Here is a 15,802-nt window from a genome sequence, read left to right as displayed (position 1 = left end):
CTGTTCGATTCATCCCTGGCCATAACGGCATTTCGACCTGTAAAAGTCAGGTCTTCTTTGGGCTGTGCAAAAAAAACGCAGGATCACATCAGAACGTAAGAAGACTTAAAAGCCCGGCCCCAAAAACTCATTGAAACAGGCATTCCGTGGTGCGATGGCGGGTTATCCACAGGATTGAGTTATCCACATTCCGATTTCATGTTTAAATGATATGCCTTGCCCGAACGGCAGGATGCGCCTGCTGTTGTTCCAGCGACAGGCCGTCCAAGAACCAGCGCAATTCGCGGCCACTCATCTCAAGCGGCCGTCCGGATGGAGCCATCGGCCACTGAAATCTCCCCCGCTCCAACCGGCGGTAGAAGAGCCAGAAGCCGTTGTGGTCCCAGAACAGAATCTTTACTTTGTCCCGTTGCCGGTTGCAAAAAACAAACAGCGCGGGAGAGAACGGATCCAGCTCGAATCCTTCCTGCACCAGGGCGGCCAACCCGTCGATCGATTTGCGGAGATCGGTGCTGCCGCAGGCAAGATAGACGCGGACCGAATTTGGAATGCTTAGCACAGGGTCATCAAGGTCTGAACAACCTGACGGAGAAGATGGGGATCGAAACCGTTTGCGACCTCGATGGATGCCTGGCCGATCCGAATGACAACCCCTGGTTCCGGTTTGCGGTTTTCAGGGGAGGATGTCACGGTCACCGGCGTCCAACCCGTAAGGGAAGTCGTTGTCCGGTTCGAATCGGATAGCCGTTTCAAACGTTTCAGCCAGTATTTCAATTGATGGAGGGAAATGCCTTGCGCCTTGCGCCTCGCACCACGCGGCCATCGTCAGTCCGCTGGTTCGGTACTCTTCAATGCGGGAAACCCATTCCCGGATCCGTTGTTCACGATTCATGAGATGTTGGCCTCCTCCTTGATTTGCTTGAGGGCATTGTCTCATGAATGACGGATCGTTTACAGGTGGGGGTTATTTGACGCTTACATTTTTTGAACCCATGTTTCTGCTATCCCGGGTGATTTCAACATGCATTTTGTTACAGCGGCAACACTTAAGTTCTGACCCTTAAGTTCTGATCTTTGCTATCGTCAACAAAAAACTTGACTGGAAACCACCGGGAGTATACTTTAAAAACAGATAGCGAGTGATTACTCACTTTCAATAGGGAGAGGTTCACATGACGATCCGAAACGCCAAAATTTTACTGGTTGGCCTTTTCATGTTCCCCTTGGCCGGTTGTCGTTCCGACGATCCGGTTGTATTCTCGGGAACGATTGAAGGAAGGGAAATTCCGGTGGTTTCCCAAGTGTCGGGAACTGTTGTCGCTCTCGACAAGGACGAGGGCGATTCCGTATCCCCCGATACCCGCCTGGCGAAAATTGACGACAAGGTTTTAAGCTGGCAGTTAAAAGAGGCGGAAGCGGCGAGAGACGCGGCTTTGGCAAAATGGGAAGAAGCGCAGGCAGGGTCGCGTAACCAACAGATTCAACAGGCCATGGCCAATGTCGACCAGTTTGAATCCCTCGGATCCCAGTCGAGAGCCAGAGTGAAACAGGCGAACGCCCTATTGGCGCAGATGGAGGCGCAGGTGGCCCAGCTGAAAAGCCAGTTGGAAGGCGCCCAAAACACGCTGGCGTACCAAGAGAAGCAAACCAGGAACCTGGAAGCGTTGCATGCCGCCGGAGCGGTTCCGGAAAAAGACTGGGAGGCGCAAAAGGAACTGTTGAACCAGGCGCAGACCCGGGTTCATCAATTGGAAGCCCAGTACCGCGCCGGACTGGCCCAATATGAGGCGGCCAAAAACGAAGCGGAAGCGGCACAAGCCCAACTGGGAGCGGCAGAGGCGCAAAAAGCGGCGGCGCGGGCCCAACTCTCCCTGTTGGAGGAAGGTTCGACTTCGTACACGCTGCGCAATTTGCTGGCCGTAAAAGACCAGGCCCAAGCAAAAGTCGAACAACTCAGGGAACAGCTTGAGAATACCCGGATTTACCCGTTGGTTCCCGGGATCATTTTGCGCAGGCACGTGGAAGTTGGCGAACTCGTCAAGCCGGGCACCCTCCTCTTTACGGTGCTGGACCCCAAAGATCTGGAAATCACCATGTACGTACCGGAAACGGACTTGCATCTGGTGCAGACCGGCAAAGAAGTGAGCGTCCGGGTGGACGCGTATCCCGGCAAAACATTTCACGGCCGGGTCAGCCGCATCAGCGAGAAAGCCGAATTCACCCCGAAAAATGTGCAAACGCCCAAAGAACGGGCGAAAACGGTGTTTGCCGTGACCGTCAAGCTGACCGACGGATGGGGGGAATTGAAACCGGGGATGCCGGCCGACATTTTGGTCGCTGCGGACGGCGCAAAAGGGGGCCGCTAACTATGGAAACGGCGATCGCATGCCAAGATCTGACCAAAGACTTCGGGAGGCACCGGGTCGTCGATCGTGTGACCCTTGCTATCCCGAAAGGAAGCATCTTCGGTTTCCTGGGGCCGAACGGCTCGGGAAAATCGACGACGATTCGGATGTTGTGCGGGCTTCTGGCTCCAACCTCGGGGTCCGGACGGGTGCTTGGGTATGACATACTCAAGGAATCGGAAACAATCAAGCAGCATATCGGCTACATGTCGCAGAAATTCAGTTTGTACGAAGACTTGACCGTCGGTGAAAATTTAGACTTTTACGCCGGAATTTACGGACTTTCCCGGCAGAGAGCGGCCATCCGGAAACAAGAGTTGATTGAGTTGGCCGGCCTGCGAGGGAGGGAGGACCAACTGGCCGGAACGTTGTCAGGCGGCTGGAAACAGCGTTTGGCGCTGTCGTGCGCCCTTTTGCACAGACCGGAACTGTTGATTCTCGACGAACCGACCGCCGGTGTCGATCCCGTGTCCCGCCGGATTTTCTGGGATATCATTCAGCAGATGGCGAAAGAAGGGATCACCATTCTGGTCAGCACCCACTATATGGACGAAGCGGCCGCCTGCGACCGGATCGGGTTTATTTTTTACGGACGGCTGCTGGCTGTCGGGACTCCCCGCGAGTTGATGCAACGGCTAGGAAAAAACAATTTGGACGATGTCTTCATCCATTTTGTGCAGGAAGAGGAAAAGAAGGTGGCAACTAGGAGATGAACGGCAAATTTTCCTTCCAAAGATTCCTTGCCATTCTCAAAAAAGAGTTCCTGCAGATCCGGCGGGACCCGGCGAGTTTCGGAATCGGACTTGCCATGCCGCTCTTGCTTCTGCTGTTATTCGGATACGCGATCAACACCGATGTCGAACACCTGTCGACGGCGGTATGGGATCAAAGCAAATCGAAAATGTCGCGGGAATTGACGGCAAAGTTTCAGGTATCGCGGTATTTTGACATCCGGTATGAAGTTTCCGGCTACAAAGAACTTCAGGATCTGATGGATGCGGGAAAGATCAAAGCGGGTTTGGTGTTCCCGCCCGACTTTGCCTACCGGCTGGAGGAGAACCGCGAGGCGAAGGTGCAGATCCTGCTGGACGGAACCGATCCGACAGCCGCCAGAACCGCTTTGTCGGCCGCGCAGATGATCGCGCAAAACAAGGCGTTGGCGGTACAGGAGGAATTCTTGAAGAAGCAGGGATTCCAAGAGATCCATCTGCCCGTTCAGGCGGAGCCGCGAGTGCTGTATAATCCGGACATGGACAGCACGGTCTTCAACATTCCGGGTTTGATCGGTCTCATCCTGCAAAACGTGACCGCTCTGCTTACCGCGTTCTCTCTGGTCAGGGAAAAGGAACGGGGGACGATGGAGCAACTGGTCGTGACCCCTGTCAAACCGGTCGAACTGATCCTTGGAAAGTTGTTTCCTTATGTGGCAATCGGCCTTTTTTCCTTTACGCTTGTGTTGCTGACGGCGGTCCTTTGGTTCGGCGTACCGGTGAAAGGCAGTTTCACGCTGCTTCTTGCGCTGGGGCTGTTGTTTCTGGTGACCACCCTGGCGATCGGAATGTTGATTTCGACAGTGGCGAAAACGCAGCTGCAGGCGATGCAGATGGCGTTTGCCATCATTTTGCCAAGCGTTCTGTTGTCCGGGTTTGTCTTTCCCAGGGAGACGATGCCGCTATGGATCCAGGGACTGGGCGGGATGCTGCCGCTGACGTATTTTCTGATGATTTTGCGGGGGATCTTTTTGAAAGGCGTCGCCCTTGATTATCTCTGGCGGGAAACGTTGATTCTGTCCGGTTTTGCTGTGTTGATCTGCGCGGTTGCCGTTTTGCGTTTCAGGAAAAGATTGGAATAAAGACTACGTCAAAAGGAGGCGCTTGTGGTGGAATCGAAATTTGAAGACATGATGGCCGGCTGGCTGGAAGAAATCAAAGCGGAAGATCAAATGACCGAGAAGCAGCGCCGGATCCTTGAAGCGTCGATCAAACTGTTCTCGGAGAAAGGGTTCCACGCCAGTTCCACCAGTGAAATCGCGAAAGAGGCCGGGGTTGCGGAGGGAACCATCTTTCGCCATTTCAAAACGAAAAAGGACATTCTGCTGACCCTGATCGTTCCGTTGGTTATGAAATGGCTGTCTCCCTACATCCTGAAAGATGTCAAACAGATTACGGATGATTCCGCCATTCCGACGGAAGAAATGCTGAGGCGGCTGTTTAAAAACAGGTTGGAGTTGATCGACAAAAACCGGGACCGGGTGCGGATCCTCTTGCAGGAAGCGACTTTTCATCCGGAGATCAAAGAAGCTGTTGTCGAGCACATTGCCCGTCGGGCGAGAGCGATGATGGAAATGTTTATCGCGAAAAAAATGGAGGAGGGGGAATTCCGGCGGCTTCCCACTCTGGCCGTAGCCAGAGCGGCATTTTCCATGATGCTTGGCTATATCGTTTTTAAACACGTTTTGTTCCCGGAAGAAGCGAAAGCTTTGGAGGAAGACAGGGAGATCGGGTTGATGATCGATATTTTTCTCAACGGGGTCCGCAATCCGGAAACAAGAAACCCGGAGTAGAATAACAAGGATTGATCTCCACTCACCGGGTCCCGATTGGGTGTGTGATGATACAGCCGGAACCGAAGTTGAAACTGAGGTCTTTACATATCATGAATACCGGTGCTACATTATACATAACTTATTATTATTACAAAAATAAAATATTATTATATCAATTCCGGCGGTAATTGTCCGCCGGCTTTCGCAGAATGGAAGCAGCCGCAGAATGGGAAGCCGCAGCGGGAAGCACCGGGATTATCGGGGAGCGCCGGGAAAGGATGTGACAGGCATGAATGACCGATCAGCGGAAGCGTACGAACTGTTGGGAATCACTCCCGACGGAGAACTGAACATTGGGGACCTGCCGGGCGGTTCCAGCTTTTTTCTGCTCGTGAAAAATGCGCTCGATCGTCTGGAAGAGGGCCAGCTCCTGGAAGTGATCAGCACCCACCGGCACGTGAAAGAGGATTTGCAAAGCTGGTGCCGGCTGCACAGACACACATTCCTCATGGCGCTGGACGGGGGAAACCATTACCGGTATCTGATCCGCAAAAACCATGCGGCGGCAACGGAGAAGCCGGACTGGGGCATTAAAATTCCTCTGCGGAACGGCAAACGGCTGGAGGTTCGCGACTGGTTCCGGGGGCGGGCCGGCGAACTGCTGGAACAGGCGCCCGCCTATATCGGGTTTGTGCCGCGCGGCGCCGTGGCGGAACCGGGAGTGCCGGATTTTGGGTTTGCGATCAACCGGAAAGATGAAGTGTGGGCCGACAATTTGGCCGATCTGTATGAACAGGCCAAGGAAAACCAGTGGAACGCGACGACCGATATCCCCTGGGACCGGCTGCCGGAGTTGCCGGACGAGATGGAATGGGCGGTCTGCCAGATCATGACCTTTCTGGCGGAAAACGAATACTCCGCTTTGTACATCCCGGCAAAGTTCATGGCCCGAATCAACCCGCATTACATCGAGGTCCTGATGTATCTGTCCACGCTGGTGCAAGACGAGGCCCGGCACATTGAAGCGTTTACGAAACGGGCGCTGGCGGGCGGCGGCGGGCTGCAATTTTCCTCCGCGTTGACCGAGCGTTCGCTGCACAGCCTGTATATTCAGGAGGACTATTTCAAATCCTCGTTCCTGCTGCATGTTCTGGGAGAAGGGACGTTTCTCGACCTGCTGCACTTTGTGGAAGAATACGCGCCCGACCCGGTGACGAAGAAAATCGTCCATCTCGCGAAAATCGACGAAGGACGCCACGTTTCTTACGGAATCGGGCATGTGCGGCACATTTTGTCTCGGAACCCGAAACGGAGCCAATCTCTGGTCGATGCGGCGGAAGAAAGAAACGAATATCTGAATTCGGCGGCCGCCAGCGACAATTCTCACCTGCTGGAAGCGCTGGCCGTTCTTGCGGGCGGCGGCCGCACTCCCGACAACCTGAAAACCGGGTTCGACAGAGTGAACCGGCTGCAGGAGCTCATGCACGAACACCGCATCCAGCGCATGCTGCAAATCGGTCTGGATCCGGAAACGGCTCGGAAAATTTCGGAATCTCACACGCCAAATTTTATGTGATTCAAACATGGAGGGGAGTTGAGCAACATGACAGTTGCGGTGGAACGAAATCCGGTTGAATTGGCGCGGCAAATCGCAAACGAGGTGATCGCCCCGCTGGCGGCGGAGATCGATCGGGAAAAACGGTTCCCGCAGGAAGCGTTTGATGCGCTTGGCAAGGCGGGGCTCTTGGGACTGCTTGTGCCGGAGGAAGCGGGCGGGCTTGGTGGCTCCCTGTCCGACCTGGCTGCCGTGACAGAAGTGATCGGCCAAAGCTGCGGTTCGACAGCGATGTGTTTTTTGATGCATTCATGCGCGACGCGGGTGATTGCGTCGAAAGCGACCCCCGATCAGCGGGAGCGGTATCTGCACCCGATTGCCCGGGGCGAAAAAATCGGCACCCTCGCTTTCAGCGAACGGGGCACCGGGGCGCATTTTTATTCGCCGGAAATCAAAGCCGAATTTGCGGACGGCCAGTTGATACTGAACGGCAAGAAAAGCTTTGTCACAAATGGGGACCGGGCGGATTTTCTGATTGTGTTGACCAACGCCTCCTCTCCGGACAAGGGGCTCGACATGATCATCGTCGATACGGATGCGCCCGGCGTACGGTTCGAAGGGACCTGGGACGGAATCGGCCTCGCCGGCAACAACAGTATCAACGTGCTGCTGGAAGGCGTGAAAGTTCCTCTCTCCAATCTTGTCGGAGCGGAAGGGGACGGCATGGACATGGTCTTTCAGGTGGTCGCTCCCACGTTTATTTTGGGCGGTTCGGGGGTGAATGTCGGACTGGCGAGAGGGGCTTACCTGGCCGCGCTGGAACACGCCAAAACCAGAAAGTACGCGGACGGACGCTCTTTGGCGGAGGTGCAGGCGATTCAATTTTATCTGGCGGAGATGCACGGCAGTGTGGAGGCTGCCTCTCTCTTTCTGCAAAATGCGGCAAAAGCGGCCGACCGGGGAGAGGAGGGTGCCGTTCTGCAGGTGATGCAGTCGAAAATCATCGCCTCGGAAAGCGCGATCCGGGTCACCAATCTGGCGATGCAGGTATGCGGCGGGCAGGGATACACCCGTTCCCTTCCGGTCGAAAGATATTTGCGGGATGCCCGGGCCGGGTCCGTCATGGCGCCCACGGTCGAAGTGTTGAAAGAGTGGATTGGAAAATCGGTTGCCGGGCTGCCGTTGTTCTAGAAATCTTTTTTTTGGCAAAGGATGGTTCGGAAAAGGATGGGGAGGTCTTGTATGAGCGGGGGAGACAGAGCCGTCATGGTTGGAGCGGTCGCTTACGATCCGAAAGTCATTCAAATCTGGGATATCATACGGGAGTATTATCAGAAGAACGGGTTTCCGATCGATTATGTTTTGTTTTCCAACTATGAAGCGCAGGTTGACGCATTGTTAAGCGGTTTTATCGATATTGCCTGGAACACGAACGTGGCGTACGTGCGAATCCAACACAGATTGGAAGGAAAGGCGAAAGTTTTGGGAATGCGCGACACCGACATCGGGTTCACATCGAAGATCATTGCCAGAACCGACCGGGGCATCGACTCGCTGCAGGATTTGAAAGGCAAGCGGTTTGCGCTGGGCAGTGCCGATTCGGGGCAGGCGGCGATCCTGCCGTACCATTTCCTCAAGCAAAACGGGATCAATCCCGAAACGGATGTGACCCTCATCCGGTATAATCTGGATGTCGGCAAGCATGGCGACACAGGCACCAGCGAATATGAAGTCCTGCGGGCGTTAAAAGAAGGGGAAGCGGATGCGGGAGCGGTCGGCGAATCCACGTGGATTCGGATGCTCGAGCAGGGATTGGCGGATACCCGTCAGATCCGGGGAATATGGACTTCGCCCGGCTATTCCCACTGCAATTTCACCGTACTGCCGGATTTTGACGAGGGGCTTGGCAACCGGTTTGCCGAACTGCTCTTCGCGATGGACCCGAATCAGCCCGAAATCCGCAAAATGATGGAAATGGAAGGGCTGAACGAATGGGTCCGGGCGGAAGGCGAGGGATTGGACGGATACAAAGTCCTGTTTGACGCGATGCGGGATCAAAATTTGTTATAAGGGCGACCGCTGCCCCCATTGCTCTTCAAAAATCAATTCTGCAAGCGGGATGCGCCGTCTCCAGCCGGAGCTTTCAAGCAACGGACGCGGCGGGAATTCTTCCGTATAGCCAAGGGAGATGAGGCCGACCGGATCGATGTGCGGCGGGATGGACAAGATGTGCCGGATGTCTTGTTTTTTGAAAATCGACACCCAGCCCATGGCGATCCCTTCCGCCCGGGCGGCGAGCCACATGTTCTGAATCGCGCAGGAAACGGAAAACACGTCCGTCTCGGGAATCGAGTTGCGGCCCAATACGTGGCGTCCGCCGCGGGTCGGGTCGCAGGTGACGCAGATGGTCAGCGGCGCTTGCAAAATACCCTCGACTTTTAACTTCAAATACAAGTCCCGCTGCCGATCCTCAAAATGCAGAGAGGCGGCGATTCGTTCCCTCTCCACGGCGTCCCGCAATTGCCGTTTGACGTCTTCCGAACGGATCAAAATAAAATTCCACGGCTGCATGAAACCGACGGAAGGGGCGTGGTGGCCCGCGTCCAAAATGCGCAACAGCGCCTCTTCCTCAATCGGGTCGGGTAAAAATGAGCGGATGTCCCGCCGTTCGTAGATCGCTTTGTAAACGGCGGCCCGTTCCGCCTGGCTGAATGCGTGCCGTTTCATACGGAATCCAACTCCTTTCCTTTTCCCATCGCGTGCCGGAACACATGGCGGGAGCGGACATACTCGCGGTCCGGACGCCCGCATCTCGCGTTGGCGGCACGGGCCATCGCGAAGAACAGGTCGGACAGCCGGTTGAGGTACCGCAGGCATTCAGGGTTGACCGATTCCACTTTGGCCAGGGCGACAACCCGCCGTTCCGCTCTGCGGGTCACGGTGCGGCAGATGTGAAGCTTGGCGGCGGGACGGGAACCGCCCGGCACGATGAATTTTTTCACCGGAACGGTCTGTTGCATGTAGCGATCGATTAACGGTTCAAGACGGTCCACCATGTCCGCTGTCACCTTGTAAGGGCGGACCCCGCCGACGGTTGCGAGATCGCTGCCGACATCGAACAGTTCCTGTTGGATATCGTGCAGAACATCCGCCATATCCTGCAAATCAAACGGCGTCTCTTCAAGCAGCGCGAGCGCGTCGCCGACGAAGGAGTTGGCTTCGTCCACCGTCCCGTAGGCGTCCACCCGCAAGTCATCTTTGTCCCGGCGGTCTCCGACAAGGGCTGTCCTGCCCCGGTCACCGCTGCGCGTGTAGATGCTCATGGGAAACCGCCTCCTTTAACGCCAGGATTACATCGCTTGCCGTTTCGTACACCCGCCCGTAATCGATTCCGGGCCGGCAGATGACGATCACCCGGATCCCGTTGTCCAACGCCGCCTTGACCTTCTCCCGAACGGAGCCTTCCGCTCCGGATTCTTTGGTGATGACGGCGGTGACTCCGTAATGGCGGTAGAAAGCCAGATTCAGTTCTTCGCTGAAGGGGCCCTGCATCGCCACAATGTTTTTTTGCGGAATTCCGAGTTCCGAGCACTTTCGCATGTTCTCTTCTGTCGGCAGCATGCGGGCGATCATGCGAACCCCTTCGACACCGTTCAGAAGTTTTGCGAAAATGTGCAGCGTTTTGGAACCTGTTGTGAGAAAAACCGTTCCTTTTTGCTCCAACGCGACCTCGGCCGCCTCCCGGTAGTCCCGTACATATGTGATCAGCGGATGATCGGAGAGGAGGGTGCCGGGGCGTTCATAGCGAAAATAGGGAATCCCGGCCAGATGGGCCGCCTGCATCGCGTTTTGCGACGCGATTTCGGCAAACGGGTGGCTGGCGTCGACGACGGCGGCGGCTTTTTTTTGCCGGAGGAGGTCGTACATCTCCCCGGCCGTTTTTCTCCCGACTGATACGTCAATCCCCGCCTCCCGCAGGGAACCGGCCGCCGAATCCGTGACCACCGACGCCAGCAACGGGTAGCCTTGGGCCTTGAGTTCCAGCGCCAATTCACGGGCATCGCTGGTGCCCGCCAAAAAAAAGATCATTCGTCGCCCCTCCCAATAAAAAATCCCCTCGCGAGGGAGGGGAGGACACGCCAAGGCCGCAAACCGCGAGCGAAAAGCCTTGCGTGGCACCTCCCTATCTCCCGTAGGTGATCGGGCATGACCGCATACCCGGCGGTGCCGTTGGAACAGGCAGGTCTCCTGGCTTCGATTCATCGCCCTGCACTTCCCTTCCCGGGGCTATGCCTAGTGGTTTTCCGTACAGGACTCCTCGTCACAGTGGCGGGACCGCGCCGGCTTTGCACCGGACTTCCCTCTTGTCCCCGGACAGGTGATTTACGGGGACCTGTTCCCAAAGCAAAAATTTGTTTTCGGCAAAATCGGCAAAAATTTGTGTTGCTTGATGTATTCTAACATCCTTGCGAAAATCCTGCCAGTTTCTTTTGCAAAAATTGATATAGACAAACCGTCTTGGGTACGTGTATCCTAATTTTAAATATTGCAATCCTGTTTGTCATAAAAACGGCATATTGTTCTCGTCTAGGTGCCCTTGTGGGAACAAGGGGTAACAGGGAATCGGGTGCAAATCCCGAGCGGTCCCGCCACTGTAACCGGCGAGCTTTCTTTCGGAAATGCCACTTGAGTCATCAGGGAAGGCGAAAGAGCGCGATGAACCGGAAGCCAGGAGACCTACCTAAACGAGTACACCTGCTCAGCCTTCGAGGAAAAGGTTCGGTGTTGGATAAAAACCTTGCGGATGTGGCGGATGTTCCCCTTGCTGCAAATTTCCGTCGTTTTCGCGACCCCGGCCTTTTCGGCCGGGGTTTTTTGCGGGGGCATGAAATTTTTTACACGAAGGGAGGATACCGCAGCTTCTTCCATTGCATTTTTTTGTGCATTTTTTAATGCAATGGGGAAAGGTTGCCGGGCTGCTGGAATGCGAAAACGACGTTTTGTGTCTAGTTTTGTCTTAATTTCCGGGTTTGTTTTGTATTTTCTTGTTGCCGCGCCGCAAGCCGCCTACGGGATGCATATCATGGAAGGATTTTTGCCCGTTTGGTGGGCCGGTTTCTGGTGGCTGGCGTTTCTGCCCTTTTTTCTCCTTGGGCTTCGTTCCATTCAACGCACGGTCAAACGGTGTCCCGAGGCAAAGTTAATGCTGGGACTGGCGGGAGCGTTCAGTTTTGTCCTATCCGCCCTGAAAATCCCTTCCGTGACGGGAAGCAGTTCGCATCCCACGGGGACGGGATTGGGCGCCATCCTGTTCGGCCCCTTGGCGATGAGTGTGCTGGGCAGCATGGTCCTGCTGTTTCAGGCTCTCTTTCTGGCGCACGGCGGATTGACGACATTGGGGGCCAATGCTTTTTCGATGGCAGTGGCGGGTCCTTTCGCCGGATATGGGGTTTACCGGATCGCCGCACGATGGGGAGGCAAGCGGAAGCTGGCCGTTTTTCTGGCGGCGGCGATTGCCGATTTGACGACCTATGTTGTGACTTCCTTCCAACTGGCCCTTGCGTTCCCGGCGGCAACGGGCGGCATTCCGGCATCGTTTGTCAAATTTGCCGGCATCTTCGCGGTTACGCAGATTCCGCTTGCGATCAGCGAAGGGTTGTTGACGGTTCTCGTATGGAACTGGCTGCAAACATACAATCGCGAGGAATTACAACAACTGCAGGAAATGAAAGGGGCGTAGGACTGTGAAAAGGCTGGACAAATGGATGAACGGGTGGATCCTCTTGGCGGTTGCGGCGCTCATTGCGGCTCCCCTGATTTTTGTAAAAGATGCGGAATTTGCGGGGGCTGACGGTTTGGCGGAGGCTGCCATCGCCGAAGTGTCGCCGGATTACAAACCGTGGTTTCAGTCGCTGCTGGAGCTGCCAGGGCCGGAAACGGAAAGCCTGTTGTTTGCTCTGCAAGCGGCCGCCGGTGCGGGCGTGATCGGGTATGGTATCGGCTTTTATCGCGGTCGTGCTCTGCAAAGGGAGCATCCGGAAAGATGAGGCTTGACGCGCTCGCTTACGGCAACCGGCTGCGCCGGTTGCCGCCCGGGATGAAAGTGACGTTTGCGGCGGGTGTGATGGCGCTCGCTTTTGTCTCGCATATCCCTGTCCTTGTTGTCATATTTTTGTGGATGGGCATTTGGATTGTCGTTTATGCCAAAATTCCCTTTGCCGTCTATCTGCGTTTGGTCGGCCTGGCGCTGGCGTTTCTGCTGTTCGGCTTGCCGCCGCTCATGATTGGGATTGCGGCCGGTGGGAGCCTGTCCGCTTTGCCGGAAGACGCGGTGGCGTCGGTTTCCCTGGCTTCTTTTCAGGTGTACGCCAGCGCCCGGGGGGTGGCCCAGGCTGGGCTGGTTGTATGCCGTTCCCTCGCTTGTTTGTCCTGCTTGTATTTTATTCTGCTGACCGTGCCCTTTGCGGAAGTGCTGCAAACGATGCGCCGCGTGCGAATGCCGGCTGTTTTGCTTGAAATCGCTTTGGTGATGTACCGTTTTCTGTTTGTCCTGCTTGAATCGGCGGAGCGGTTGTGGATTGCGCAAAAGGCGCGCGGGGGACACAGGGGATTCCGCAACCGGATGCAAGACGCGAGTCTCCTTGTCGCCCAGCTCTTCAGGCGGATGCTGCACCGGTACAGGCAATTGTCCATCGGGTTGGCCGCAAGGGGATTTACCGGTGACCTGCATGTTCTGTCAACGTCTGTGCACACGAGATCCATGCGGCACGTATGGGAAGCAATCGTTGGCTGCTGCTTCCTGCTGGCGTTCGAATGGTGGTTAAGGAGATGAATAAGCAAACGGAATGGCTGTTGGAGTTTGAAGATGTGCATTATACATATCCGGGGTCCGAGCGACAGGCACTTGCCGGGTTGACGCTGCGGATTCCGGCCGGACAGAAAAGCGTCATTCTCGGGCATAACGGCTGCGGAAAATCGACTCTGTTCCTGCATGCCAACGGGATTTACCGGCCGCAGCGCGGCGCGGTTCGCTGGCAGGGGCAACCGATTCGCTACGAGCGCCGTTTCCTGGCGGATCTCAGGCAGAAGATCGGGCTGGTGTTTCAGGATCCCGAACAACAATTGGTGGCAAACACGGTGGCGGAGGATCTTTCGTACGGACTTTGCAACCGGAAACTGCCGCCGGCAGAAATCGCTCACCGTGTTCGGCAGGCTTTGGACCGTTTTGATCTTGCCGATCTGGCGGATACGCCCGTCCATCATCTCAGTTTGGGACAGAAAAAACGAGTGGCTCTGGCGGGAGTCATGGTGTTGCGGCCGGAACTTCTGTTGCTTGACGAACCGACCGCATTTTTGGACAGGCGGCAGTTGGGCAATCTGATGCAGGAACTGGCAAGGATCGCCGGCGAGGGAACAACCGTCGTGATGGCGACCCACGATCTTGAGGTTGCGTATGCATGGGCAGACCGGATTTTTGTCATGCACCGCGGGCGAATTGCGCTTGAAGGGACGCCCGACGAGGTGTTTTCGCGGCGCGGGTTCATGACGGAACTGCAGCTGGGGGTTCCTCTGCTGTTTGACATGTGGGAGACACTGTTGCGACAAACGCAACAACAGGGGTTCCCTTTCCCCGCCAGACCCCGCACGATTGCCGAATTGAAGGAAAGATTGCGGGAAATCTCCGAAAAATTGCAAACACGCGGGGAAGGCGACCGGGCGCGATGATCAGGAAGCAGGCTGTATGCTTGTTCCCGTCCCGGCCTTTTCGGCCGGGGGGGTTTGCTGAATATTCAGGCGTGCGGGGGAGCGGGCGAATGGATTCCGGCTGGGAAGGAGGTGCGATCGATGAGTGCGGTAGTTCACAAGCTTGTCGCGCTGCGGGTCAGTCCGGCGGCAGCGAAGGTTTTGTATATTCTGCAGTGGATTCTTTTAATCGGGTGGATTCCGTTTACACTGTACGGCTTGTTTTTTTCTCCCATCGCGCCGCTGCATGACGCGGTTCATCCCGCGCGCCACGGCGTGACGATGGTTCCCTGCCACTAAACGAGGTATCGTTTTTTCCGCATGCCCCCGCATGCCTGAATATTTCAGCGGCAGATTGTGCGAGAAATTGGACTTGGACTCGAAAAAGGAGCTGGCAAACATGAGATTCAATTTGTTCCGGTTTTTGGTCTTCTTAACCTTGCCGGTCGCGATTGTCGCGGCGGTCGTTTTTGGGACGGCCGTTTTGGAAAGTTACGGGGAAAAAGGGGAATTCCTGGTCCCGCAACATCCGGTTGCCCATGAACCGGCCCATTTTTCCTACCAACTGACCGATCCGGTCAGCAAAGAGCCGCTGCGAAACGCTTCCGTCCGTCTGGCGGTCGAGAAAACGGAGGCGCTCAATCCCTGGCTGTATGCCGGATATTTGCGGGAGGACAACCAGGGGACGGGGCTTGTCTACGAAATGGACTCCATGCTTTATGACGGAAAGGTCGAACTGAAATCGAATTTTTGGGATGCGGGCAAGTATAGGGTGTCGATTCGCGCCGACGCACCCGGATTGCAAGCGCCGATTGACGTGAAAATCCCGGTTGAGGTGAAAGTTCCGTTTGGGCAACTGGTCCGGACGGTCCTTCTGTTTGTCCTGATTTTGCTTGCCGCCGCGATTAGCGGGTATGTCGCCGGTTCGCTGGATAATCCGTTCCGAAAGAACGGATCGGAAACGAGCGGTTCCGGTCTGCGTAAATCGTCGGCGACAGCCGTGTTCCTGCTGGCGGCGGGAATCGCATTGTTTGGCAGCGTGCCGTTTGCTTTGGCGCATGGCGGCGGCACCCCGGCCGGTCCCGCTGAAACGGTTCAACAGGAAAGCGCAGGCGTTCGCGCCGAATTGAAAATCAATCCGGCAAAACCCGTGCAAAAAGGGGAACCCGCGCATTTTACGCTGACCTTTCAAGACGCGAAAACGGGGCAACCGATACGGGGGATGGATGCGGCCGTAGAGTTGAACCATGTGGACGACAATCTGACGATGTTTGCCACCCGCACCCAGATTCAAAACGGCCAACTGGAATTCGACTATGCGTTCCCCGATACGGCGGAGTTCGAAATCGTCGTGCATGCGGCGCCGAATTCGCCGCAATCGACGCTTTCGGCGCCGTTTGACAGCAAGTTTTCGTTTGAAGTGCCGCCTGTCCATCCGAACCTTGGCGCCCAGATCCGGGCCGGGATTCTGATGCTGGCGGCGGTGATCGGGGGTTTTGCAATCGGAGTGGCGGCCGCCAGGCGGCGGAAAGCCGTGTTGACGTAAAGAGATCA

At 55.9% G+C, this 15,802-nt stretch carries 19 protein-coding genes and 2 riboswitches; of the genes, 13 read left to right on the top strand and 6 right to left on the bottom strand.

Going from position 1 to position 15,802, the window contains the following annotated elements:
• Nucleotides 1-202: 202 nt before the first annotated feature.
• The 3 genes from tnpB to tnpA are packed head-to-tail and all read right to left on the bottom strand — an operon-like array spanning nt 203 to nt 892.
• Nucleotides 203-559: an IS66 family insertion sequence element accessory protein TnpB gene (tnpB, locus tag AC4ED1_RS13735; protein ID WP_490939544.1), complete on the bottom strand. Its 357-nt coding sequence runs from the start codon at nt 557-559 to the stop codon at nt 203-205.
• Entirely contained in the window at nt 553-753 is a 201-nt protein-coding gene (locus AC4ED1_RS13730; protein WP_490939549.1) for a hypothetical protein, read from the bottom strand. The genes tnpB and AC4ED1_RS13730 overlap by 7 nt, the downstream gene beginning before the upstream one ends.
• A complete protein-coding gene (tnpA, locus tag AC4ED1_RS13725; RefSeq protein WP_490939551.1) occupies nt 674-892 on the bottom strand; it encodes an IS66 family insertion sequence element accessory protein TnpA in 219 nt (72 codons plus the stop codon). The genes AC4ED1_RS13730 and tnpA overlap by 80 nt, the downstream gene beginning before the upstream one ends.
• Before the next feature lie 280 nt (nt 893-1,172).
• Here tnpA and AC4ED1_RS13720 point away from each other — a divergent pair, with 280 nt between their 5' ends.
• From AC4ED1_RS13720 to AC4ED1_RS13690, 7 genes are all read left to right on the top strand, one after another.
• Nucleotides 1,173-2,366 carry an HlyD family secretion protein gene (locus tag AC4ED1_RS13720; protein ID WP_490939542.1) on the top strand — a complete coding sequence of 398 codons (1,194 nt, stop codon included), beginning with the start codon at nt 1,173-1,175 and terminating at the stop codon, nt 2,364-2,366.
• 2 nt (nt 2,367-2,368) lie between these two features.
• Complete coding sequence (locus tag AC4ED1_RS13715; RefSeq protein ID WP_490939540.1) at nt 2,369-3,118, top strand: ABC transporter ATP-binding protein; 750 nt, start codon at nt 2,369-2,371, stop codon at nt 3,116-3,118.
• On the top strand, nt 3,115-4,257 hold the full coding sequence (locus tag AC4ED1_RS13710; protein ID WP_490939538.1) for an ABC transporter permease: 1,143 nt from the start codon (nt 3,115-3,117) through the stop codon (nt 4,255-4,257). The genes AC4ED1_RS13715 and AC4ED1_RS13710 overlap by 4 nt, the downstream gene beginning before the upstream one ends.
• A 27-nt stretch (nt 4,258-4,284) precedes the next feature.
• Entirely contained in the window at nt 4,285-4,968 is a 684-nt protein-coding gene (locus AC4ED1_RS13705; protein ID WP_490939536.1) for a TetR/AcrR family transcriptional regulator, read from the top strand.
• A 271-nt stretch (nt 4,969-5,239) separates the two neighbouring features.
• Complete coding sequence (locus tag AC4ED1_RS13700) at nt 5,240-6,526, top strand: sulfurtransferase TusA family protein (RefSeq protein WP_490939534.1); 1,287 nt, start codon at nt 5,240-5,242, stop codon at nt 6,524-6,526.
• Nucleotides 6,527-6,553: 27 nt separating this feature from the next.
• Nucleotides 6,554-7,696, top strand: coding sequence for an acyl-CoA dehydrogenase family protein (locus AC4ED1_RS13695; RefSeq protein WP_490939532.1), 1,143 nt, complete (start codon nt 6,554-6,556; stop codon nt 7,694-7,696).
• A gap of 51 nt (nt 7,697-7,747) precedes the next feature.
• A complete protein-coding gene (locus AC4ED1_RS13690; protein ID WP_490939530.1) occupies nt 7,748-8,575 on the top strand; it encodes a phosphate/phosphite/phosphonate ABC transporter substrate-binding protein in 828 nt (275 codons plus the stop codon).
• Here the strand turns inward: AC4ED1_RS13690 and bluB are convergent.
• From bluB to cobK, 3 genes are read right to left on the bottom strand one after another with little or no spacing between them, the layout of a single operon-like run.
• A complete protein-coding gene (gene bluB / locus AC4ED1_RS13685; RefSeq protein WP_490939529.1) occupies nt 8,570-9,232 on the bottom strand; it encodes a 5,6-dimethylbenzimidazole synthase in 663 nt (220 codons plus the stop codon). The genes AC4ED1_RS13690 and bluB overlap by 6 nt on opposite strands.
• A complete protein-coding gene (locus AC4ED1_RS13680) occupies nt 9,229-9,828 on the bottom strand; it encodes a cob(I)yrinic acid a,c-diamide adenosyltransferase (RefSeq protein ID WP_490939527.1) in 600 nt (199 codons plus the stop codon). Before AC4ED1_RS13680 ends, bluB begins: the two co-directional genes overlap by 4 nt.
• Nucleotides 9,803-10,594: a precorrin-6A reductase gene (gene cobK, locus AC4ED1_RS13675; protein ID WP_490939525.1), complete on the bottom strand. Its 792-nt coding sequence runs from the start codon at nt 10,592-10,594 to the stop codon at nt 9,803-9,805. The genes AC4ED1_RS13680 and cobK overlap by 26 nt, the downstream gene beginning before the upstream one ends.
• 132 nt (nt 10,595-10,726) lie before the next feature.
• Nucleotides 10,727-10,917: riboswitch (cobalamin riboswitch) on the bottom strand.
• A 160-nt stretch (nt 10,918-11,077) separates the two neighbouring features.
• Nucleotides 11,078-11,264, top strand: a riboswitch (cobalamin riboswitch).
• Nucleotides 11,265-11,489: 225 nt separating this feature from the next.
• Between cobK and AC4ED1_RS13670 the strand changes: the two genes are divergently transcribed.
• From AC4ED1_RS13670 to AC4ED1_RS13645, 6 genes are all read left to right on the top strand, one after another.
• A complete protein-coding gene (locus tag AC4ED1_RS13670) occupies nt 11,490-12,245 on the top strand; it encodes an energy-coupling factor ABC transporter permease (protein ID WP_490939524.1) in 756 nt (251 codons plus the stop codon).
• Between the two features lie 25 nt (nt 12,246-12,270).
• A complete protein-coding gene (locus tag AC4ED1_RS13665; protein WP_490939547.1) occupies nt 12,271-12,552 on the top strand; it encodes an energy-coupling factor ABC transporter substrate-binding protein in 282 nt (93 codons plus the stop codon).
• Nucleotides 12,549-13,337: a cobalt ECF transporter T component CbiQ gene (gene cbiQ / locus AC4ED1_RS13660; protein ID WP_490939522.1), complete on the top strand. Its 789-nt coding sequence runs from the start codon at nt 12,549-12,551 to the stop codon at nt 13,335-13,337. Before AC4ED1_RS13665 ends, cbiQ begins: the two co-directional genes overlap by 4 nt.
• A complete protein-coding gene (locus tag AC4ED1_RS13655; RefSeq protein WP_490939520.1) occupies nt 13,334-14,230 on the top strand; it encodes an energy-coupling factor ABC transporter ATP-binding protein in 897 nt (298 codons plus the stop codon). The genes cbiQ and AC4ED1_RS13655 overlap by 4 nt, the downstream gene beginning before the upstream one ends.
• A gap of 120 nt (nt 14,231-14,350) precedes the next feature.
• Nucleotides 14,351-14,548, top strand: coding sequence for a CbtB domain-containing protein (locus tag AC4ED1_RS13650; RefSeq protein ID WP_490939518.1), 198 nt, complete (start codon nt 14,351-14,353; stop codon nt 14,546-14,548).
• A gap of 100 nt (nt 14,549-14,648) precedes the next feature.
• The gene (locus tag AC4ED1_RS13645) at nt 14,649-15,794 is read left to right on the top strand and encodes a hypothetical protein (RefSeq protein WP_490939516.1); all 1,146 of its coding nucleotides are present in this window, start codon (nt 14,649-14,651) and stop codon (nt 15,792-15,794) included.
• The last annotated feature ends 8 nt before the right edge of the window (nt 15,795-15,802 follow it).

This window comes from Effusibacillus sp. SKA8 (assembly GCF_058273125.1).
Note: the sequence above shows the minus strand (reverse complement) of the source record. Positions and strands in the feature narration are given on the sequence as shown.